Annotated in this window: 14 protein-coding genes and 1 tRNA gene; 4 read left to right on the forward strand and 11 right to left on the reverse strand. The window is 42.6% G+C overall.

The genetic code is table 11. The features are described 5' to 3' along the window. Positions 1 to 55: 55 nt before the first annotated feature. From PSV17_RS12640 to PSV17_RS12690, 11 genes are all read right to left on the reverse strand, one after another. Positions 56 to 132 (reverse strand) — tRNA-Met (locus PSV17_RS12640). A 128-nt stretch (positions 133 to 260) separates the two neighbouring features. Then, positions 261 to 1,028, reverse strand: coding sequence for a 3-deoxy-manno-octulosonate cytidylyltransferase (kdsB, locus tag PSV17_RS12645; protein ID WP_300483209.1), 768 nt, complete (start codon positions 1,026 to 1,028; stop codon positions 261 to 263). Position 1,029: 1 nt separating this feature from the next. Next, positions 1,030 to 1,209: a Trm112 family protein gene (locus tag PSV17_RS12650; RefSeq protein WP_300382713.1), complete on the reverse strand. Its 180-nt coding sequence runs from the start codon at positions 1,207 to 1,209 to the stop codon at positions 1,030 to 1,032. 2 nt (positions 1,210 to 1,211) lie between these two features. Then, positions 1,212 to 2,231, reverse strand: coding sequence for a tetraacyldisaccharide 4'-kinase (gene lpxK / locus PSV17_RS12655; protein ID WP_300483211.1), 1,020 nt, complete (start codon positions 2,229 to 2,231; stop codon positions 1,212 to 1,214). Between the two features lie 24 nt (positions 2,232 to 2,255). After that, on the reverse strand, positions 2,256 to 4,016 hold the full coding sequence (gene msbA, locus PSV17_RS12660; RefSeq protein WP_300483213.1) for a lipid A export permease/ATP-binding protein MsbA: 1,761 nt from the start codon (positions 4,014 to 4,016) through the stop codon (positions 2,256 to 2,258). A gap of 71 nt (positions 4,017 to 4,087) precedes the next feature. Next, complete coding sequence (locus PSV17_RS12665; protein WP_300483215.1) at positions 4,088 to 4,513, reverse strand: biopolymer transporter ExbD; 426 nt, start codon at positions 4,511 to 4,513, stop codon at positions 4,088 to 4,090. A 119-nt stretch (positions 4,514 to 4,632) separates the two neighbouring features. Beyond that, entirely contained in the window at positions 4,633 to 5,238 is a 606-nt protein-coding gene (locus PSV17_RS12670; protein ID WP_300483217.1) for a MotA/TolQ/ExbB proton channel family protein, read from the reverse strand. Between the two features lie 212 nt (positions 5,239 to 5,450). Then, positions 5,451 to 7,859 (reverse strand): DNA internalization-related competence protein ComEC/Rec2, encoded by a 2,409-nt coding sequence (locus tag PSV17_RS12675; protein ID WP_300483219.1) that lies wholly within the window; start codon positions 7,857 to 7,859, stop codon positions 5,451 to 5,453. A 21-nt stretch (positions 7,860 to 7,880) separates the two neighbouring features. Further along, positions 7,881 to 8,564, reverse strand: a complete 684-nt coding sequence (gene lolD / locus PSV17_RS12680) for a lipoprotein-releasing ABC transporter ATP-binding protein LolD (RefSeq protein ID WP_300483221.1) — start codon at positions 8,562 to 8,564, stop codon at positions 7,881 to 7,883. Beyond that, the gene (locus tag PSV17_RS12685) at positions 8,557 to 9,852 is read right to left on the reverse strand and encodes a lipoprotein-releasing ABC transporter permease subunit (RefSeq protein ID WP_300483223.1); all 1,296 of its coding nucleotides are present in this window, start codon (positions 9,850 to 9,852) and stop codon (positions 8,557 to 8,559) included. The genes lolD and PSV17_RS12685 overlap by 8 nt, the downstream gene beginning before the upstream one ends. Before the next feature lie 196 nt (positions 9,853 to 10,048). Further along, a complete protein-coding gene (locus tag PSV17_RS12690; RefSeq protein ID WP_300483224.1) occupies positions 10,049 to 12,613 on the reverse strand; it encodes an EAL domain-containing protein in 2,565 nt (854 codons plus the stop codon). Between the two features lie 288 nt (positions 12,614 to 12,901). On the opposite strand from PSV17_RS12690, the gene PSV17_RS12695 reads away from it, so the two are divergent. From PSV17_RS12695 to ruvX, 4 genes are read left to right on the forward strand one after another with little or no spacing between them, the layout of a single operon-like run. Beyond that, positions 12,902 to 13,507: a riboflavin synthase gene (locus PSV17_RS12695; protein ID WP_300483226.1), complete on the forward strand. Its 606-nt coding sequence runs from the start codon at positions 12,902 to 12,904 to the stop codon at positions 13,505 to 13,507. A gap of 24 nt (positions 13,508 to 13,531) precedes the next feature. Continuing rightward, a complete protein-coding gene (gene ribBA / locus PSV17_RS12700) occupies positions 13,532 to 14,671 on the forward strand; it encodes a bifunctional 3,4-dihydroxy-2-butanone-4-phosphate synthase/GTP cyclohydrolase II (RefSeq protein ID WP_300483229.1) in 1,140 nt (379 codons plus the stop codon). Between the two features lie 40 nt (positions 14,672 to 14,711). Beyond that, positions 14,712 to 15,290: a YqgE/AlgH family protein gene (locus PSV17_RS12705; protein WP_300483230.1), complete on the forward strand. Its 579-nt coding sequence runs from the start codon at positions 14,712 to 14,714 to the stop codon at positions 15,288 to 15,290. Continuing rightward, entirely contained in the window at positions 15,290 to 15,766 is a 477-nt protein-coding gene (ruvX, locus tag PSV17_RS12710) for a Holliday junction resolvase RuvX (protein WP_300483232.1), read from the forward strand. The genes PSV17_RS12705 and ruvX overlap by 1 nt, the downstream gene beginning before the upstream one ends. Positions 15,767 to 15,787: the final 21 nt, after the last annotated feature.

The raw sequence follows: 15,787 nt of genomic DNA on the forward strand, positions 1-15,787 counted from the left end.
AAATTTGAAACATTTCACATTTATTATTAACCGTATAAAACACACTTTAAATCTTTGGTTGCGGGAACAGGATTTGAACCTGTGACCTTCGGGTTATGAGCCCGACGAGCTGCCAGACTGCTCCATCCCGCGTCCGATTCGACCTAGTTGCGTCGAGAGGTGAGACTATAGCAAACCTAGCTATTTACTGCAAGAACATTCGCAGCTTTATTTGTGTAATTTACGATTTACGGGGATTAATACTAACGCAAAGCAGTCCGCTAGCACATTACACTGCGCACGTAGTCTAGATCTTCTTGTGTATCCACGCCTGCGGCTGGTGCATTTTGAGAAATTGATACTGAAATTTTATACCCATGATGTAGTACACGAAGCTGCTCTAATGACTCTACCTGCTCTAGCGTACTTGGCTGAAGGCTCGCATATTGTTTTAGGAATTTTGCGCGATAAGCATAGATACCAATATGTCGATAAATTGGCATATTCTCTGGCAAGTCTATATTTGCGCCAAAAGCATCTCTAGGATATGGGATCGGTGCGCGACTGAAATAAAGTGCATTACTTTGCGAATCCAACACCACTTTCACAATATTAGGATTTAAGAAATCCGCTTTGCTATGTACTGCGTGGCATGCAGTTGCCATGACTGACTCAGGATGATTACTTAAAGTATTAGCGACTTCAATAATTAAAGAAGCTTCTATTAGGGGCTCATCACCTTGCACATTAACGACAATCGCATCGTCAGGCCACTGCTGTGCCATCGCAATTTCTGCGATTCGATCTGTGCCACTTACATGATCGACTCTGGTCATCATCCCTAGATGACCATATTGCGTGACGGCATCTAAAATACGCGAGTCATCGGTTGCAATGACGACTTGTTTCGCTCCGCTAACTTTTGCGCGTTCCGCCACCCATACCACCATTGGTTTGCCAGCAATATCTAGTAGCGGCTTACCAGGCAGCCTACTGCTGGCATAGCGAGCTGGGATAACAACATAAAACTCCGGGACTTTAGACTTCACCTTATGCAAGCTCTTCATCAGTTAATTTACGCGCTTCTTCTTCGAGCATCACTGGTATACCATCTTTAATTGGATAAGCCAAACCTGCGGATTTCGAAATCAACTCGTTCGTCGCTTTATTAAAGATAAGTGAGCCTTTAGTCACTGGGCATACTAAAATTTGTAGTAGTTTTGTATCCATCATTAAATTCCTAATTTTTGCAAAATAAGTTTAGCAAGAGATGCTTGATTTGTACTGCTTATTGTCGCAGCTACGGGTAAGCACCATGAATCATTTGTAGTAAATGCTGAACATTTTACGGCATCTTTTTCTGTCATTAGAATAGTTTTGCCTGCAAACTGCATTAAGTCATGCTTTGTAAATGCATGATGATCAGCAAATGGCTTACGCTCAAATTGTAGACCCAAATCAGATAATTGATCAAAAAACCGCTCAGGATTACCTATCCCTGCAATCGCTACTAATTTTTTATCGGCAAAATAACTAACGGGCTGTTTGGCTCCTGAACCATCCACAGACTCAAAGAGTTCGCCTTGCAATGACATGTTAAATATCGGCGTTTGCTTAGCCTCTTTAAATGTATTAACAAAAGCGGCTCCTTTGCCACTATCAACAATTGCATCAACAAGTCTTAATCTTGTAAGTTTTTCGCGGAGTGGTCCAGCTGGTAATAATCGTTGATTGCCAAACCGGCTATTTGAATTGACCAAGGCAATTTCCACATTGCGCCACAAGGCATAATGTTGCAAACCGTCATCACTAATAATCACATTGCATTGGGGGTTTTCTTGTAATAAAGCCTGTCCTGCAGCGACTCGATTTGTGCCAACGAACATTGGGCAAGTCGTGCGCTTGCTGATTAAAACGGGCTCGTCTCCCACTAGTTGTGGATCACTATTTGCAAATACTGGCGTTGCTAGCTTTGATTTCCCGCCGTAGCCCCGACTTATAATGCCGGGCTTATATCCTGCAAGCTGCAACTGTTCCGCCAGCCAAATAACAAATGGCGTTTTACCTGTGCCGCCTACGGTAACATTGCCAACAACAATAACGGGCACACTTAAGCCAGTACTTTTAAGCCAACCGACCTTATATAAGGTTTTTCTAACAGAAATGACAACAAGAAAAATCCAAGAAAGTGGAATCAGCAAAATATGCCACAAGCTATAGGTAGACCACTGTTTTTGAAACCAATTATTCATCTACATTTGCGGATAACTGAGTAGTTAATTGAATTGCTTTTGATACAACTTAGCATAATGACCGCCCTGAGAAATCAGCTCATCATGCGAGCCACATTCAACGATTTCACCTTGCTCCATTACCATAATGCGATCTGCATTTTCAATTGTACTCAGTCGGTGTGCGATAACGATACTTGTACGATTACGCATTAATGTATCTAATGCGGCTTGAACATGCTGCTCTGACTCAGTATCCAAAGCGGAGGTTGCTTCATCAAGTAACAATATAGGCGCATTTTTTAATATTGCCCGAGCAATGGCAATACGCTGACGCTGCCCGCCGGAAAGACGTACGCCTCTATCGCCGATTTCATTTTGCAGTCCATTAGGTAGCTGCTCTATAAATTCCCAAGCATGGGCGGCTTTAGCAGCTGCAATCACCTCAGCCTCATTAGCATTTCGCAAAACACCGTAAGCGATATTATTAAATATCGTATCATTAAATAAGGTCACATCTTGGCTTACAAGTGAGAATTGTTGACGCAAATTCTTCAAACTTAATGCGCGAATGTCTACGCCATCAAGCATCACCAAGCCCTGTTGCAACTCATAAAAACGAGGTAGCAAATTGACCAATGTTGTTTTACCACCACCAGATCGTCCGACCAATGCAATTTTCTCGCCTGGTTTAACAATAAAACTGACATTTTTCAGGGCTAATTTTTTTGCATTATCATAACGCACATTTACACTGCGAAACTCAATTAAACCTTCAGCGCGGTTAAGCTCTTTAACACCTTCATCAACTTCTGATTTTGCATCAATTAGCTCAAATACGCTTTGCGCAGCGGCCACCCCAACTTGAATGTCTTCATTTAAGTTGGTTAAGCCTTTGATGGGTGCTATTAGCATAAGCAAAGCGCCAATAAAAGCGGCGAACTCACCTGCACTGAATTTGCCAACAGAGTAATAAACGACTAAACCCAATGCAACTGCAGCCAATATTTCGATGACGAAGCTGCTTAGACCAGAAATACGGGCTAGACGAATCTGCATACGCATATTACGGATGATTACACTTGAAAAACGTTGGTTTTCGTAATCCTGACCACCAAAAACTTTTACCATCCTTTGCCCAGAAAGCGCTTCTTCCAAGACTTTGGTCATGTCGCCAACGGACTGTTGAACATAAGTACCTGCGGAACGTACTTTTGGCATTATTCTGCTTAAATAAATTGCCATAAAAGGCGCCACAATGGCAAAAATTAAAGTTAGACGCCAATTTAAGTAAAGCATATAACCCAGCATGCCTAAAATTGTGAGCGAATCGCGAACCATGCTAACCGCCGCATTGGTTGAAGCTTTAGCCATTAACTCAGCATCGTAGGTGAGTTTTGAAGTCATTATCCCTACAGAAACTGCATCAAAAAAACTTACGGGCAAAGTCATCAAGCTACGGAAAGCATCAACTCTCAAATCTCCCACAACTTTACGAGAAACCCATCGCATAGAGAAGTTTGAAACAAACCCAGCCGAAGCACGAATCGCCAATAACCCAAACAACATGAATGGTAACAAATTGAGTTTATTTGGATTTTGCTTAACGAAGCCTTCATCAGTCACTTGCTTAATAACTGCAAGAAAGCCCGTATTTGTCGCTGAGAGAATGACCATTGCAATAATACTGCTTGCAAATACTAGCTTGTAACGCCAAGCGTAGCCAAGTAAACGTAAATATAAAACCTTTACGCTAATCTTTTTTAATGGGGATAATAGTGATAATTTATCTTTTGTTTTCGACATGATTAACTGCTAATTTCGTTAAGTCGAATCCAACTAAATCGAATTAATTTGAGTGTGATTAAACGTATGATTTAAGAACCTGCTTTTGATTGGGTCGCGAACGTAATATGCGTATAGCCTGCTGTGCGCGAGGCTTCCATCACATCAATAACGAATTGGAAGGCACTTTTAGCGTCAGCATTGATAATGATAGTTGGCTCTTCCTTACTACCATTGACTGCAGCTTGTAGTGCCGCGCTAATTCCCTCAACAGATGAGTTAGCTATTCCTTTGCCATTCACGACATATTTGCCTGCCGCATCGACACCCACTTCAATGGTCAATGGTTTTTCTTGCGGCGCATTAGCCTCAGCTGTTGGCAAATTGATTTGCAATTCACTTGTACGCGAGAATGTTGCACTCACTACCAAGAAAATTATGATCACTAGTAATACGTCGATTAAAGGCACGAGATTCATCTCGAGCTCTTCATGGCGCTTTCCACGTTGAAAATTCATGTTCTATTCCTTATAACTAAATTTGCTTCAAATCACAATTCAACCAAGCAGATTTTAATTGTCAGCCCCATGAGTACGGCAAGTAAAATCAGCACAGAATCAATATGAGTTAACACAAATTATTTACGTTCACCGTGAATGATTTCAACTAATTTAATTGCTTGCTGTTCCATACCCACCAACAAGTCATCTACTTTAGAACGGAAATAGCGGTAAGCAATCATCGCTGGCACAGCTACGACAATACCTGCTGCAGTGTTGTACAAGGCAACAGAAATACCACGCGCAAATTGCGCAATATCATGACCTGTATTAGTAAATGCGCCGAATAACTCAACCATACCAATCACAGTACCCAAAAGCCCTAACAATGGCGCAACTGTTGCGATAGTGCCTAAGGTGGAAAGGTATTTCTCTAAAGAGTGCGCAACTGCACGACCTCTTTCTTCTATGGCTTCTTTAGTGATTTCACGTGAGTTTTTTGAGTTGGATAAGGCGCTTGCAAATACCTGGCCTAACAATGAGTGCTGCTCTAAGCGGCCGATTGTTTCTTTAGTCACACCGCCTTTATTAAGCCATGACTGCACCTCTGGCAATAAGTTCGCAGGTGCTACTGTACTTTCACGCAACGCAAACGCCCGCTCACCTATAATTGCCAAGGCTACCACTGACGCTATGATTAGCGGCCAAATTGGCCAACCCGCTGCTAAAATAATTTGCCACACAGTGCAACTCCTAAATTTCAATATTAATCGTGATGACTATAATTAATCGTAATGAATAGTCTGTAAAAAAACTTGTTGATACTTATCCCGATACTTTAGCTTGTCGCCCGCATTTGGGCAAGCTTCAAGTGCAACGCTTTCATAAACTTACATGGCATACGTACTTAATAATCTTATGAATTTCTTAAATATCCCTACATTTTAATTACTTTTTAATTAAGGTTCTCAAAATTATCAAGCCAATAGCGCTTGTATTGACTTCGCCAACTTAAAATTTGAATATTCCCGTCGTGCATAAAGCGCATTTCAACCGCACCGTTATAATCAGATCGATATAGCAAGCTGTTTGTAGCTAGGTAGCGCTCAAGTATCACAGGCTTAGGATGACCAAATCGGTTCAAATAGCCATTAGTGATAATACTGACGCTAGGCGCTACAGCCGCAATAAAATCAGAGGTGGAAGAAGTTTTACTACCATGATGTGGCACGACAATCACATCACTTCTAAGTTTATCGGCTTCTGAGTTAATCAGTTGAAGCTCATCAGCTTTTTCAATATCACCTGTCAGCAACACACTACCTGCTTGACTGGTTACTTTTAATACACAACTTCGGTCGTTATCTTTAATACGTTTATCATCATAACTATCAGCACGCGGATGTATTATTTCGAATTTTACGTCATCCCACAGCCATTGCTGACCAGCATAGCAACGCATTTTTCTTTGCGAAGCTGGAATATCAGCGTCATCAGGCAGAGAGCTATTAAGCCACCTAACCGGCATCAGCGCTAGTATAGACGGCATACCGCCACTATGATCAATGTCATTATGACTAACAACAAAACCATCTATTTTTTTGATGCCTTCGCCTCGCAAAAACGGCATAACTATTCGACTGCCTGCGTCGCTTTGCTCATTAAATTTAGGACCCGCATCGTATACCAAGTTATGTTTAGCCGTTTGCACAACCACACTTAATCCCTGACCTACATCTAGTACAGTCACTTTCATCTCACCTAGAGCGGGTCGTATAGGCACATTCATTAAAATAGGCAGAAAGCCGACTAAACCCATCCACCGCATAGGAAAACCGCGTGGTAGCAATAACCAAAGTACGCCGAATATTGCAGGAATTAAAGTCCACGCGGCAGGTTCATGCTGTTGCCAAGTAGCCATTGGCAGTTCATTAAGCCATTTAAGGGCACACATGCCAACTTCTAAAGCTTTATATGACACGTGTAGCGGAATATCTGTCAGAAAATTGGCGGGTAGAAAACTTCCAAGCAATGCCAGTGGCGTCACAACAAAGCTAATCAAGGGAATTGCAAAGGCATTGGCAATTGGCGAAACGATTGAAGTTTGCCCAAACATGATGAGCAGTAAAGGCAACATGCCGATGGTGACGGCATATTGCGTTTTTAGCGCCGCTTGAAACCAATGAACTTCACCGATACGTCCACCCAAGGCATAAGCCAACATGGCGACAGCGCCAAACGACAACCAAAAACCGGGGGAACTAACAGCCCAAGGATCTAGCATAACAACAATTAATAAAGCCATTGCCAAGACTTGTGAAATGACTAATTGCCGCCCCGACCATAATGCAACGGCAAACACAAAAAGCATATACAAAGTGCGTTGCGATGGCACCGAAAATCCCGCTATTAATGAATAGGCTAAAGCGATAACCACACCAGCCACAGTTGCTGCTTTACGTGTAGGTAAATGCATCACTAAATGGTGACTGCGTCGCCAGAAGAAACTCACAAAAGCAAATGCCAATCCAGCCAACATGGTGATGTGAAGGCCTGAAATTGACATTAAATGCGAAGTACCTGTGCGTAAAAATACTTGCCAGTCTTCAACATCAATTTGGCTATCATCGCCCATTACCAGCGCTTGAATTATGCCGCTGTATGGCTTGCCTGCGAGTACTTTTTCAATCCGCTTTTGTACCTTTTCACGTAAAAACTCAACCATATAACGTGGCTGCCAAACAAAGTCATCTAGCTTTTTAATTCCAGCTTTGCTCTTTATGCTGCCTGTAGCACGTATGTTTTCCGATAGCGCCCATGACTCAAAATCAAAGCCGTGCGGATTAACTGCGCCATGAGGTCGCTTTAATCGTACAACGAGCGACCAACGTTCACCCACCTTAAATTCATTAGACTCAATCGCTTCTTTTTCAGTGCTTTTACTACCACCATAACTATTTCTGCGATATTGATTAAGGCTAATATGTTTGGGCACTACTGCGCCCTTTGTTAATATTTTTTCTACATAAAATTTAAAGCGCACACCTACCTCAGTGGCTTCTGGCACACTCGCTACGATCCCTTCAATTGCAATGGATTTTTGCTCCCATGCGTGCGGCAACTCATCAGCAATTCTCCAATAGGCATAACTACTTGCCCAGCACAGACCAAATAAAAAAGCTGCGGCGCATCTTAATGTGCTTTTAAAAAATCTTAATGGCTGGGAATTTGAAGAAAAACGCGGATGGAATTGAATAGCAATAGTCGCAACCATTACAAATAATGCAAACAACAACCAAGTGAGGGTCGGCAACTGTGCTAAATGCTGAACATTCCAAGCACCAAAAACAAACATCAGCGCCATAAGAATCATAGTGCTGATAACCTATAAAGGTTGTAGTTTTCCGTCAACTAACTTGTATTGTCGCTGCATTTTCTTCGCAAGCTCTAAGTCATGCGTTACCACAACCAAACTTCGTTGTTGCACTTGATTCACTTCCAACAATAAATCAAACACTGCATGCGCGGTATGTCGATCTAGATTGCCTGTAGGCTCATCCGCTAGAATACATTGCGGTTGCGTGACCAATGCGCGCGCTACCGCGGCACGCTGGCGTTCTCCACCTGAAAGCTCACCCGGCATGTGTTCCATGCGATGGGTCAATCCAACTTTAGTAAGCGTTTGAGCGGCCATTGTAAGCGCTTGCTCACGCGGCATGCGACGTATAAACAAAGGCATAGCTACATTCTCAAGCGCAGTAAACTCGGGTAGTAGATGATGGAATTGATAAACAAAGCCCAACGATTGATTGCGAATTTCGCCCTTTCTTGCTTCACTCATGGCCGCTATATTTTGATTAAGAATACGCACTTCACCACTAGTTGGCGCATCTAAGCCACCCAGTAAATGCAATAAGGTGCTTTTTCCTGATCCAGAAGTCCCGACAATCGCAATCTGCTCTCCTGCACCCACATGAAGGTCTATGCCGTTCAAAACTGGGACATCTAAGCCTTCGTAGGTTTTATGTAAGGCTTGGCAAGAAACAATGCTACTCACTAAATTACTCATACCTTAAGGCCTCAGCTGGATTGATTTTACTAGCGCGCCAACTCGGATATAAAGTAGCAAGCAGGCTTAACACAAACGAGACAATCACAATGGTAATTACGTCTGACCAAATCAAATCTGAAGGCACTTCGCTAATTTGGTAAACATCTTTTGATAAAAATTGTATGTGAAATAAGCCTTCAATAAACGGAATAATGACATCAATATTCAGCGCGACAATCACACCGAACACCGCGCCTATTAAAGTACCGATTAAGCCTATTAACGCGCCTTGCACGATAAAAATTGCCATAATACTGATTGGACTCGCGCCAAATGTGCGCATAATCGCAATGTCGGCACGCTTGTCTGTGACTGCCATCACTAGCGTGGAGACGATATTAAACGCGGCAACTGCTACGATTAATGTCAAAATAATGAACATCACGCGCTTTTCCATTTGTACTGCTTTGAAAAAATTCGCATGTTGCTGCGTCCAATCTGTTACGTAATAAGTACCTGTCGGATTAATTGCCCCATTCAAGTCTCTAGAAATCGTGGCAGCGACATTCGGCGCAATAAATAAATCATCGAGCTTTAACCGAACGCCCGACACCTTATTGTTCATTCGGTACAACTTAGCTGCGTCATCCATGTGGATAAGTGCAAGGCCTGCGTCATACTCTTGCATGCCACTGCTAAATAAACCAATCACGGTAAATTGCTTTAATCTTGGTACGATGCCAGCAGGTGTAAATTGCCCTTGGGGCGCCATTACAACTACTTTATCTCCCATTTGTGCACCCAAGTTATAAGCCAAATCTGTGCCTAAGATAATGCCGAACTCGCCAGCACGTAAATCTCCTAAGCTGCCAACGCGCATGCTTTTGCCTAAGTCAGCCACTTTATCTTCAGCCGCCGGTAATATACCGCGAATAATTGCGCCTTGCACGCCTTGGCCATAGCTCAACATAGCCTGTGCGGCAATATAGGGTGCACTCGCCAGTACGTGCTCGCGCTTAACGGAGGATTCTGCAATACCAGACCAGTCACTCAAAGTATTATTGCTGCCAGTAATTTCCAAATGCGAGGCCACGCCTAAAATACGCGTGCGTAAGTCTTTTTGAAAGCCATTCATCACCGACAACACAATAATAAGCGCAGCCACGCCCAGTGCGATGCCGATCATACTTGTGAGTGAAATAAATGAAATGAAATGATTTTTACGTTTAGCGCGCGTGTAGCGCATGCCAACGAATAGTTCAAATACGGAGAAACTAGCGATGTAGGATTTTATTTTTTGTAACATAGGCTAAATTCTAACAGGGTTAGAGTTTAGCTTAAAAGAAATTGATAAGCATTTGCAGACTAACACTTAAGTTTTGTATTTAATGGCAAACTCACCATAAAACACAATTAAACTAAGAGCCGCAAAACATTGACTTACAGAGCCTGAACTTTACGGTTTAACCCACTTTAGACTCAATGATTAAGTACTGATTTAACTAGGCGCCTTTAGGCTCTAACAATAAATGCAACCCTGCAGGCTTATGTTTAAGGAAACCTTGAGTGAAATCCACGCTCATCTCTTTGAGCATATTTTCTACTGCCTGATTTTCTACCCACTCAGCGATTGTTTTCTTCCCTGTCACCTTAGCAACCTCTACAATGCAACGCACAGTGGCTTGACCAATCTGGTTATCAATTAAATCAGTGATAAATTGCCCATCTATCTTTAGATAATCTACATCCAAATTTTTAAGGTAACCAAATGAAGAAGCGCCACCGCCAAAATCATCTAGGGAGAATTTGACGCCATGTTTATTCATGCTTTCAATAAAGTTTTTAGCCGCGGCAATATTCGTTATTGCTACAGTTTCTGTCACTTCAAAGCACAGCTTGCTGCAATCAATCTCAATGGTTTCAATTAAACTCAGCACATAATTATGGAAATTACTATCGCCTAAAGACTGACCAGACAAATTCACAGAAATCGTTTCAATATGATTAAGTGATTCCGCATTTTGCTTCATCCACTCAAATGTGTGCGCGATCACCCAACTGTCTATTCGCGTGATCAAGTGAAAGCGTTCGGCTGCGGGTAAAAATGCATTGGGCGGAATCAATTCACCACTCGTATCTTTCATACGAATTAGAATTTCTGCATGCTCTAAACCTTGATGATTAAGCGGCAAAATGCGCTGGTAAAATAATACAAAACCTTCATCCTCCAAAGCTTGCTCAATGCGGCTTACCCATTGCACATCTTCGCGATGGGCGCCCTTTAGGCCGTCGTCATTAAAATAAAGATGTACACGGTTTCGCCCTGCCCGCTTTGCTTCATAACAGGCGCTATCAGCCGCCTGCATAAGGCTAGTTTCACTAGTACAGTTCTTATCTACCATGACTAAACCTAAACTAGCGCCTATACGAAAACGATGTTCGTCATAGTTAAATCTAAGCTCATCTATTGACCGACAAATTTTCTTGGCAATCACCATTGCTTGTTCTAAGTCACACTTATGCAAAATCACTGCGAACTCATCACCACCTATCCTTGCCAACAAATCACTACTGCGTATACAAGACTGCATGATACGACTCACTTCTTTAAGTAAGGCATCGCCTGCAGAGTGGCCACAAGTATCATTAACCACTTTAAACTGGTCTAAGTCGATGTACATCAAAGCATTTTGCATACTAGCCCCGCGGCTTTCACTCACGATCACTTTTAAGCGACTCTCAAACTCACTCCTATTGACCAGCCCTGTTAATGCGTCATGAGTGGCGCGATATGAAATTTCCTTCGCCATTAGACGTTGCATTGTGACATCGTGAAAGACTAAAACCACTCCCACCGTTTTACCATCCACCCCTCGTATTGGGGATGCGCTTTCATCTATGCCGTATTCTGTGCCATCTCGATTAATGAGTATAGTGTTGCTAACTAAACCTACTATTGGGTTTTCGATTAAACAAAGCTTCAAGGGATTTTCACAGCGCGCTCTAGTCACCTCATTCACGATATTGAAAATTTGCTGTAAAGGCAGCCCTTTAGCCTCAACAGCACTCCATCCTGTAAGTGATTGAGCAATAGGGTTGATATATTGCACATTGCCTTTTATATCGGTGGTAATCACTGCATCGCCAATTGAATCCATGGTTACACGCAAACGTTCATGCTCGATGACCAAAGCCTGCTCTAATTGTTTTTGTTGGGTTATATCACGCGCAATTTTAGAAACTGCAATTATCTCTCCCATCACATTTTTAATTGGAGAGAGCGAAACGGAAACTTGAATCAACTTGCCACTTTTATGACGCCGCTCAGTTTCATAATGCTTAATATGCTCGTTATTTTTTATTTTCTTAAGTATGAATAACTCTTCATCGACCTTGTCTGGTGGAAAAATAGCTGTAACCGATTTGCCCACAATTTCTTTTGCGGTATATCCAAAGATTGCCTCAGCACTTGGGTTCCAAGTCAGCACAACTCCATCAAGCGATTTAGTTATAATGGCATCTTCTGAATCTTCGATAATGGCTGCCAGCTCCTTAGACTTTGCGTGAATCACATTGATACCGTCTTCTCTGACTACCAGCGCCTTGCTTATAATCTCCGCTAATCCCGTTAATACCATCCGCTGATATTCATTTAACGATTTAGGCTCACGATCAATGACACATAAGGTACCAATATTAATGTCCTCTCCCACAACAATGGGTACGCCAGCATAGAACCTTATATTGGGGTCAGTAATGACTAAGGGGTTTGCAGAAAATCGTGCGTCCTTAGTTGCATCTTCAATCTCCAAAATTTTATTATCTAAAATTGCGTGTGAACAAAAAGCGATATCTCTGTGTGTTTCAGTAGCGCCTTCTAAGCCAACATTAGCCTTAAACCACTGACGACTTTCATCTATCAAGCTAATTAAGGAGATTGGTGTGCCGCAAACGTCACTTGCCAACTTTGTGATCGCATCAAACAAAGGTTCAGGCGCGGCATCTAATACCAAGAGACGTCTAAGTCTGGCTAATCTGGCTTCTTCGTTTTTTGCTGGCTCAGCCATTTGCGTCATTCTTAACCTTCGATCCTTACTTTTTACCTAAATTAGCGTTGAATTTACAACATCAATATTTTTCTTATTTGAAAGTAATGCTATATATATGAAGGTGTTTAAGTTGAAAAAATTACTTTTCTTTAGTGTTTGACCACAACTACACGTCATTTCAAGACTTGCTAATTCATCAAGCAATAAGGGGAATTAGCTTTAGCTGAGCGAACAAAAACTCGGTATATTTTGCGCACTATCAATTAGCAGAGACATATTCTGCGCCAAGTCTGATAAAATTGTAGCATGTTTACAGGCATCATACAGACCATAGGTCAAATCGAACGCGTAACCCCTGTGGGTGACGACGTAAAACTCAATATTAACTGCGCTGGGCTGGATATGCAGGACGTTAAAACTGGCGATAGCATCGCGGTAAATGGCGTTTGCCTCACAGCTGTCACTTTTAATGATTCACATTTCGAAGTGCATGTTTCCAAAGAGTCTTTGTCCGTCACCGTTGGGCTGGATAAGCCAGATGCGGTCAATCTAGAAAAAGCACTGCGTCTAAATGACAGATTAGGCGGCCACTTGGTAAGTGGTCACGTAGACGGCGTTGGTGAAGTAGTCCTTTTTGAGCAGCTTGGCGATTGTTGGAAGCTAGATATTCGAGCGCCTCATGCAATTTCAAAATACATTTCAGTGAAAGGCTCCATTTGTGTAAATGGCGTCAGTCTGACCGTAAACACCATCGCCGCCGATGTGTTTAGCATTAACTTGATTCCACACACGATAGAAAACACCACACTACAGTTTCTAAAAGTTGGAAGTCAGGTTAATTTAGAAGTTGACCAAATTGCGCGCTATGTAGAACGCATGACACTTTGGGCTGCAGAGCCTGCAAGCAGCTAGTAAAATTAAGGAAATATCGACTGCATGAGTAACAACCAAACAATCAGCACTGCAACTATTAGTTCTGCATCTATTAGTTCGGCACTAGAGATTATTGAAGAAATCAAACAAGGCCGTATGGTGGTGCTTGTTGATGATGAAAATCGCGAAAATGAAGGTGATTTAGTCTTAGCTGCAGAATTTTCCACCGCAGAGCATATCAACTTTATGGCTAAACATGGCCGCGGTCTGATTTGCTTGACCTTGACTGAGGACCGTTGCCGTCAATTAAACCTAACAAAAATGGTGCAAAAAAACGGCGCACGCATGGGCACTAATTTCACGGTATCTATTGAAGCCGCTCAAGGTGTCACAACTGGCATTTCTGCCGCTGACCGCTCACGCACCGTGCAAGCAGCCGTGGCAAAAGATGCTAAGCCACAAGACATTGTTAGCCCAGGTCATATTTTTCCGCTCGCGGCGATGGATGGCGGCGTTTTAGTACGCGCAGGTCATACCGAAGCTGGTTGTGACTTAGCTAAGTTAGCGGGATGCGAACCCACCAGCGTGATTTGCGAAATATTAAAAGATGACGGTAGCATGGCGCGTTTGCCAGACTTAATGCTGTTTGCCGCCGAACATCAACTTAAAATCGGTACGATTGCAGATTTAATTCAATATCGCGCACAAACTGAACGCCTAGTTGAGCGCGCGGCTGAGCGCACTATTCAAACGCCTTATGGCGAGATGAAGCTAATTGCTTATCGCGATAAAATCGCTAAAGAAACGCATTTAGCGCTTATTAAGGGCGAACCAAATGCAGCAGACGAAACATTGGTACGTGTGCATGAGCCGCTATCTATTTTCGACTTACTCGATAGCAGCAGTTGCACACATAGCTGGAACACACTCGAAGCTATGAAAGTAATTGCTGGCGCCGAATCTGGCGTGATGGTGTTACTGCATCAGCAAGAAAGCGGCGAAGCGATTATTGAACGTATTCAAGGTGCAGATGAGAAAATACGCATCAATCAAGAGCTGCGTACTTACGGAATTGGCTCACAAATCCTGTTAGATATTGGCGTGGGTAAAATGAAATTACTCGCAGCGCCACGCAAAATGCCAAGCATGACAGGATTCGGACTTGAAGTAACAGGGTATTTAGAGGCTAGTAGCACAAACTAAAAAACCATATTAAACAACTAGATATGTTAGAATAAAACCATTGGAAAACATCAACCTCACAGGTCACTTTCTCATCGCGATGCCCGCCATGACAGACCCATTTTTCGCAAAATCCGTCACATTTATCTGCACCCATAATCAAGAGGGTGCAATGGGCGTGATGATTAATCGCCCTACCGACATCACCTACGACACGCTTTTTGAAAAAATCCAAGTCGAGCTACTAAACTTTGCAGTTGCAGACACGCCTGTATTGTATGGCGGACCTGTACAACCGGAGCGCGGCTTTGTTCTGCACGAAATAGCGGCTGGCGAATGGGATAGCACCATCACAATTGCAGAAAATACCGCGCTAACAAGCTCTAAAGACATTCTAGAATCTGTCGCGATTGGTAGCGGCCCCACAAAAATGTTGCTGACATTAGGTTACGCAGGTTGGACGCCAGGTCAACTTGAAGAAGAAATCAAACAAAATTCATGGTTATCCGTAAAGGCCAACGATGTAGAAACCTTACACAAAATTCTGTATGAGTTAGATTATGATGAAAAGCTTAATGCAACCATGGCGCTTTTAGGGGTTGACCCTGCCATGCTGTCAGATGTGGCAGGTCACGCTTAATGGGCATCTCAGCACATGGCCAACTCATTGATAACGAAAGCGTTTACGACGCAAAAACAGTATTAGCCAGTACCGTGTTATGTTTTGATTTTGGCGAACAAAGAATAGGTGTAGCCGTTGGCGAGCATTTATTAGCCACAGCGAATCCGCTGGTGACGATTGATAATGAAAGCAACGAAGTTCGCTTTGAAGCGATTAGTAAGTTGATAAAAGAATGGCAACCTAAATTACTCATTGTAGGCTTGCCGTTAAGTTTAGATGGCGCAGAAACAAGCGTCACTCAACTCTGTAAAAAGTTTGCAAGGCGGCTAAATGGCCGCTTTAACTTACCTGTAATGCTTATTGATGAACGCTACAGCTCAGTTGAAGCAAGCGATCTACTGAATCAATCTGGCATTAAGGGACGCGCGCAAAAAGAAATGTTGGATCAAGTCGCAGCGCAAACCATTTTGCAAAGCTATTTTAACGGACTATAAATGTGAAAGATGATGACAGGT

Origin of the sequence: Methylotenera sp. (genome assembly GCF_029946165.1) — a bacterium.
In the GTDB taxonomy this organism is placed as follows: domain Bacteria; phylum Pseudomonadota; class Gammaproteobacteria; order Burkholderiales; family Methylophilaceae; genus Methylotenera.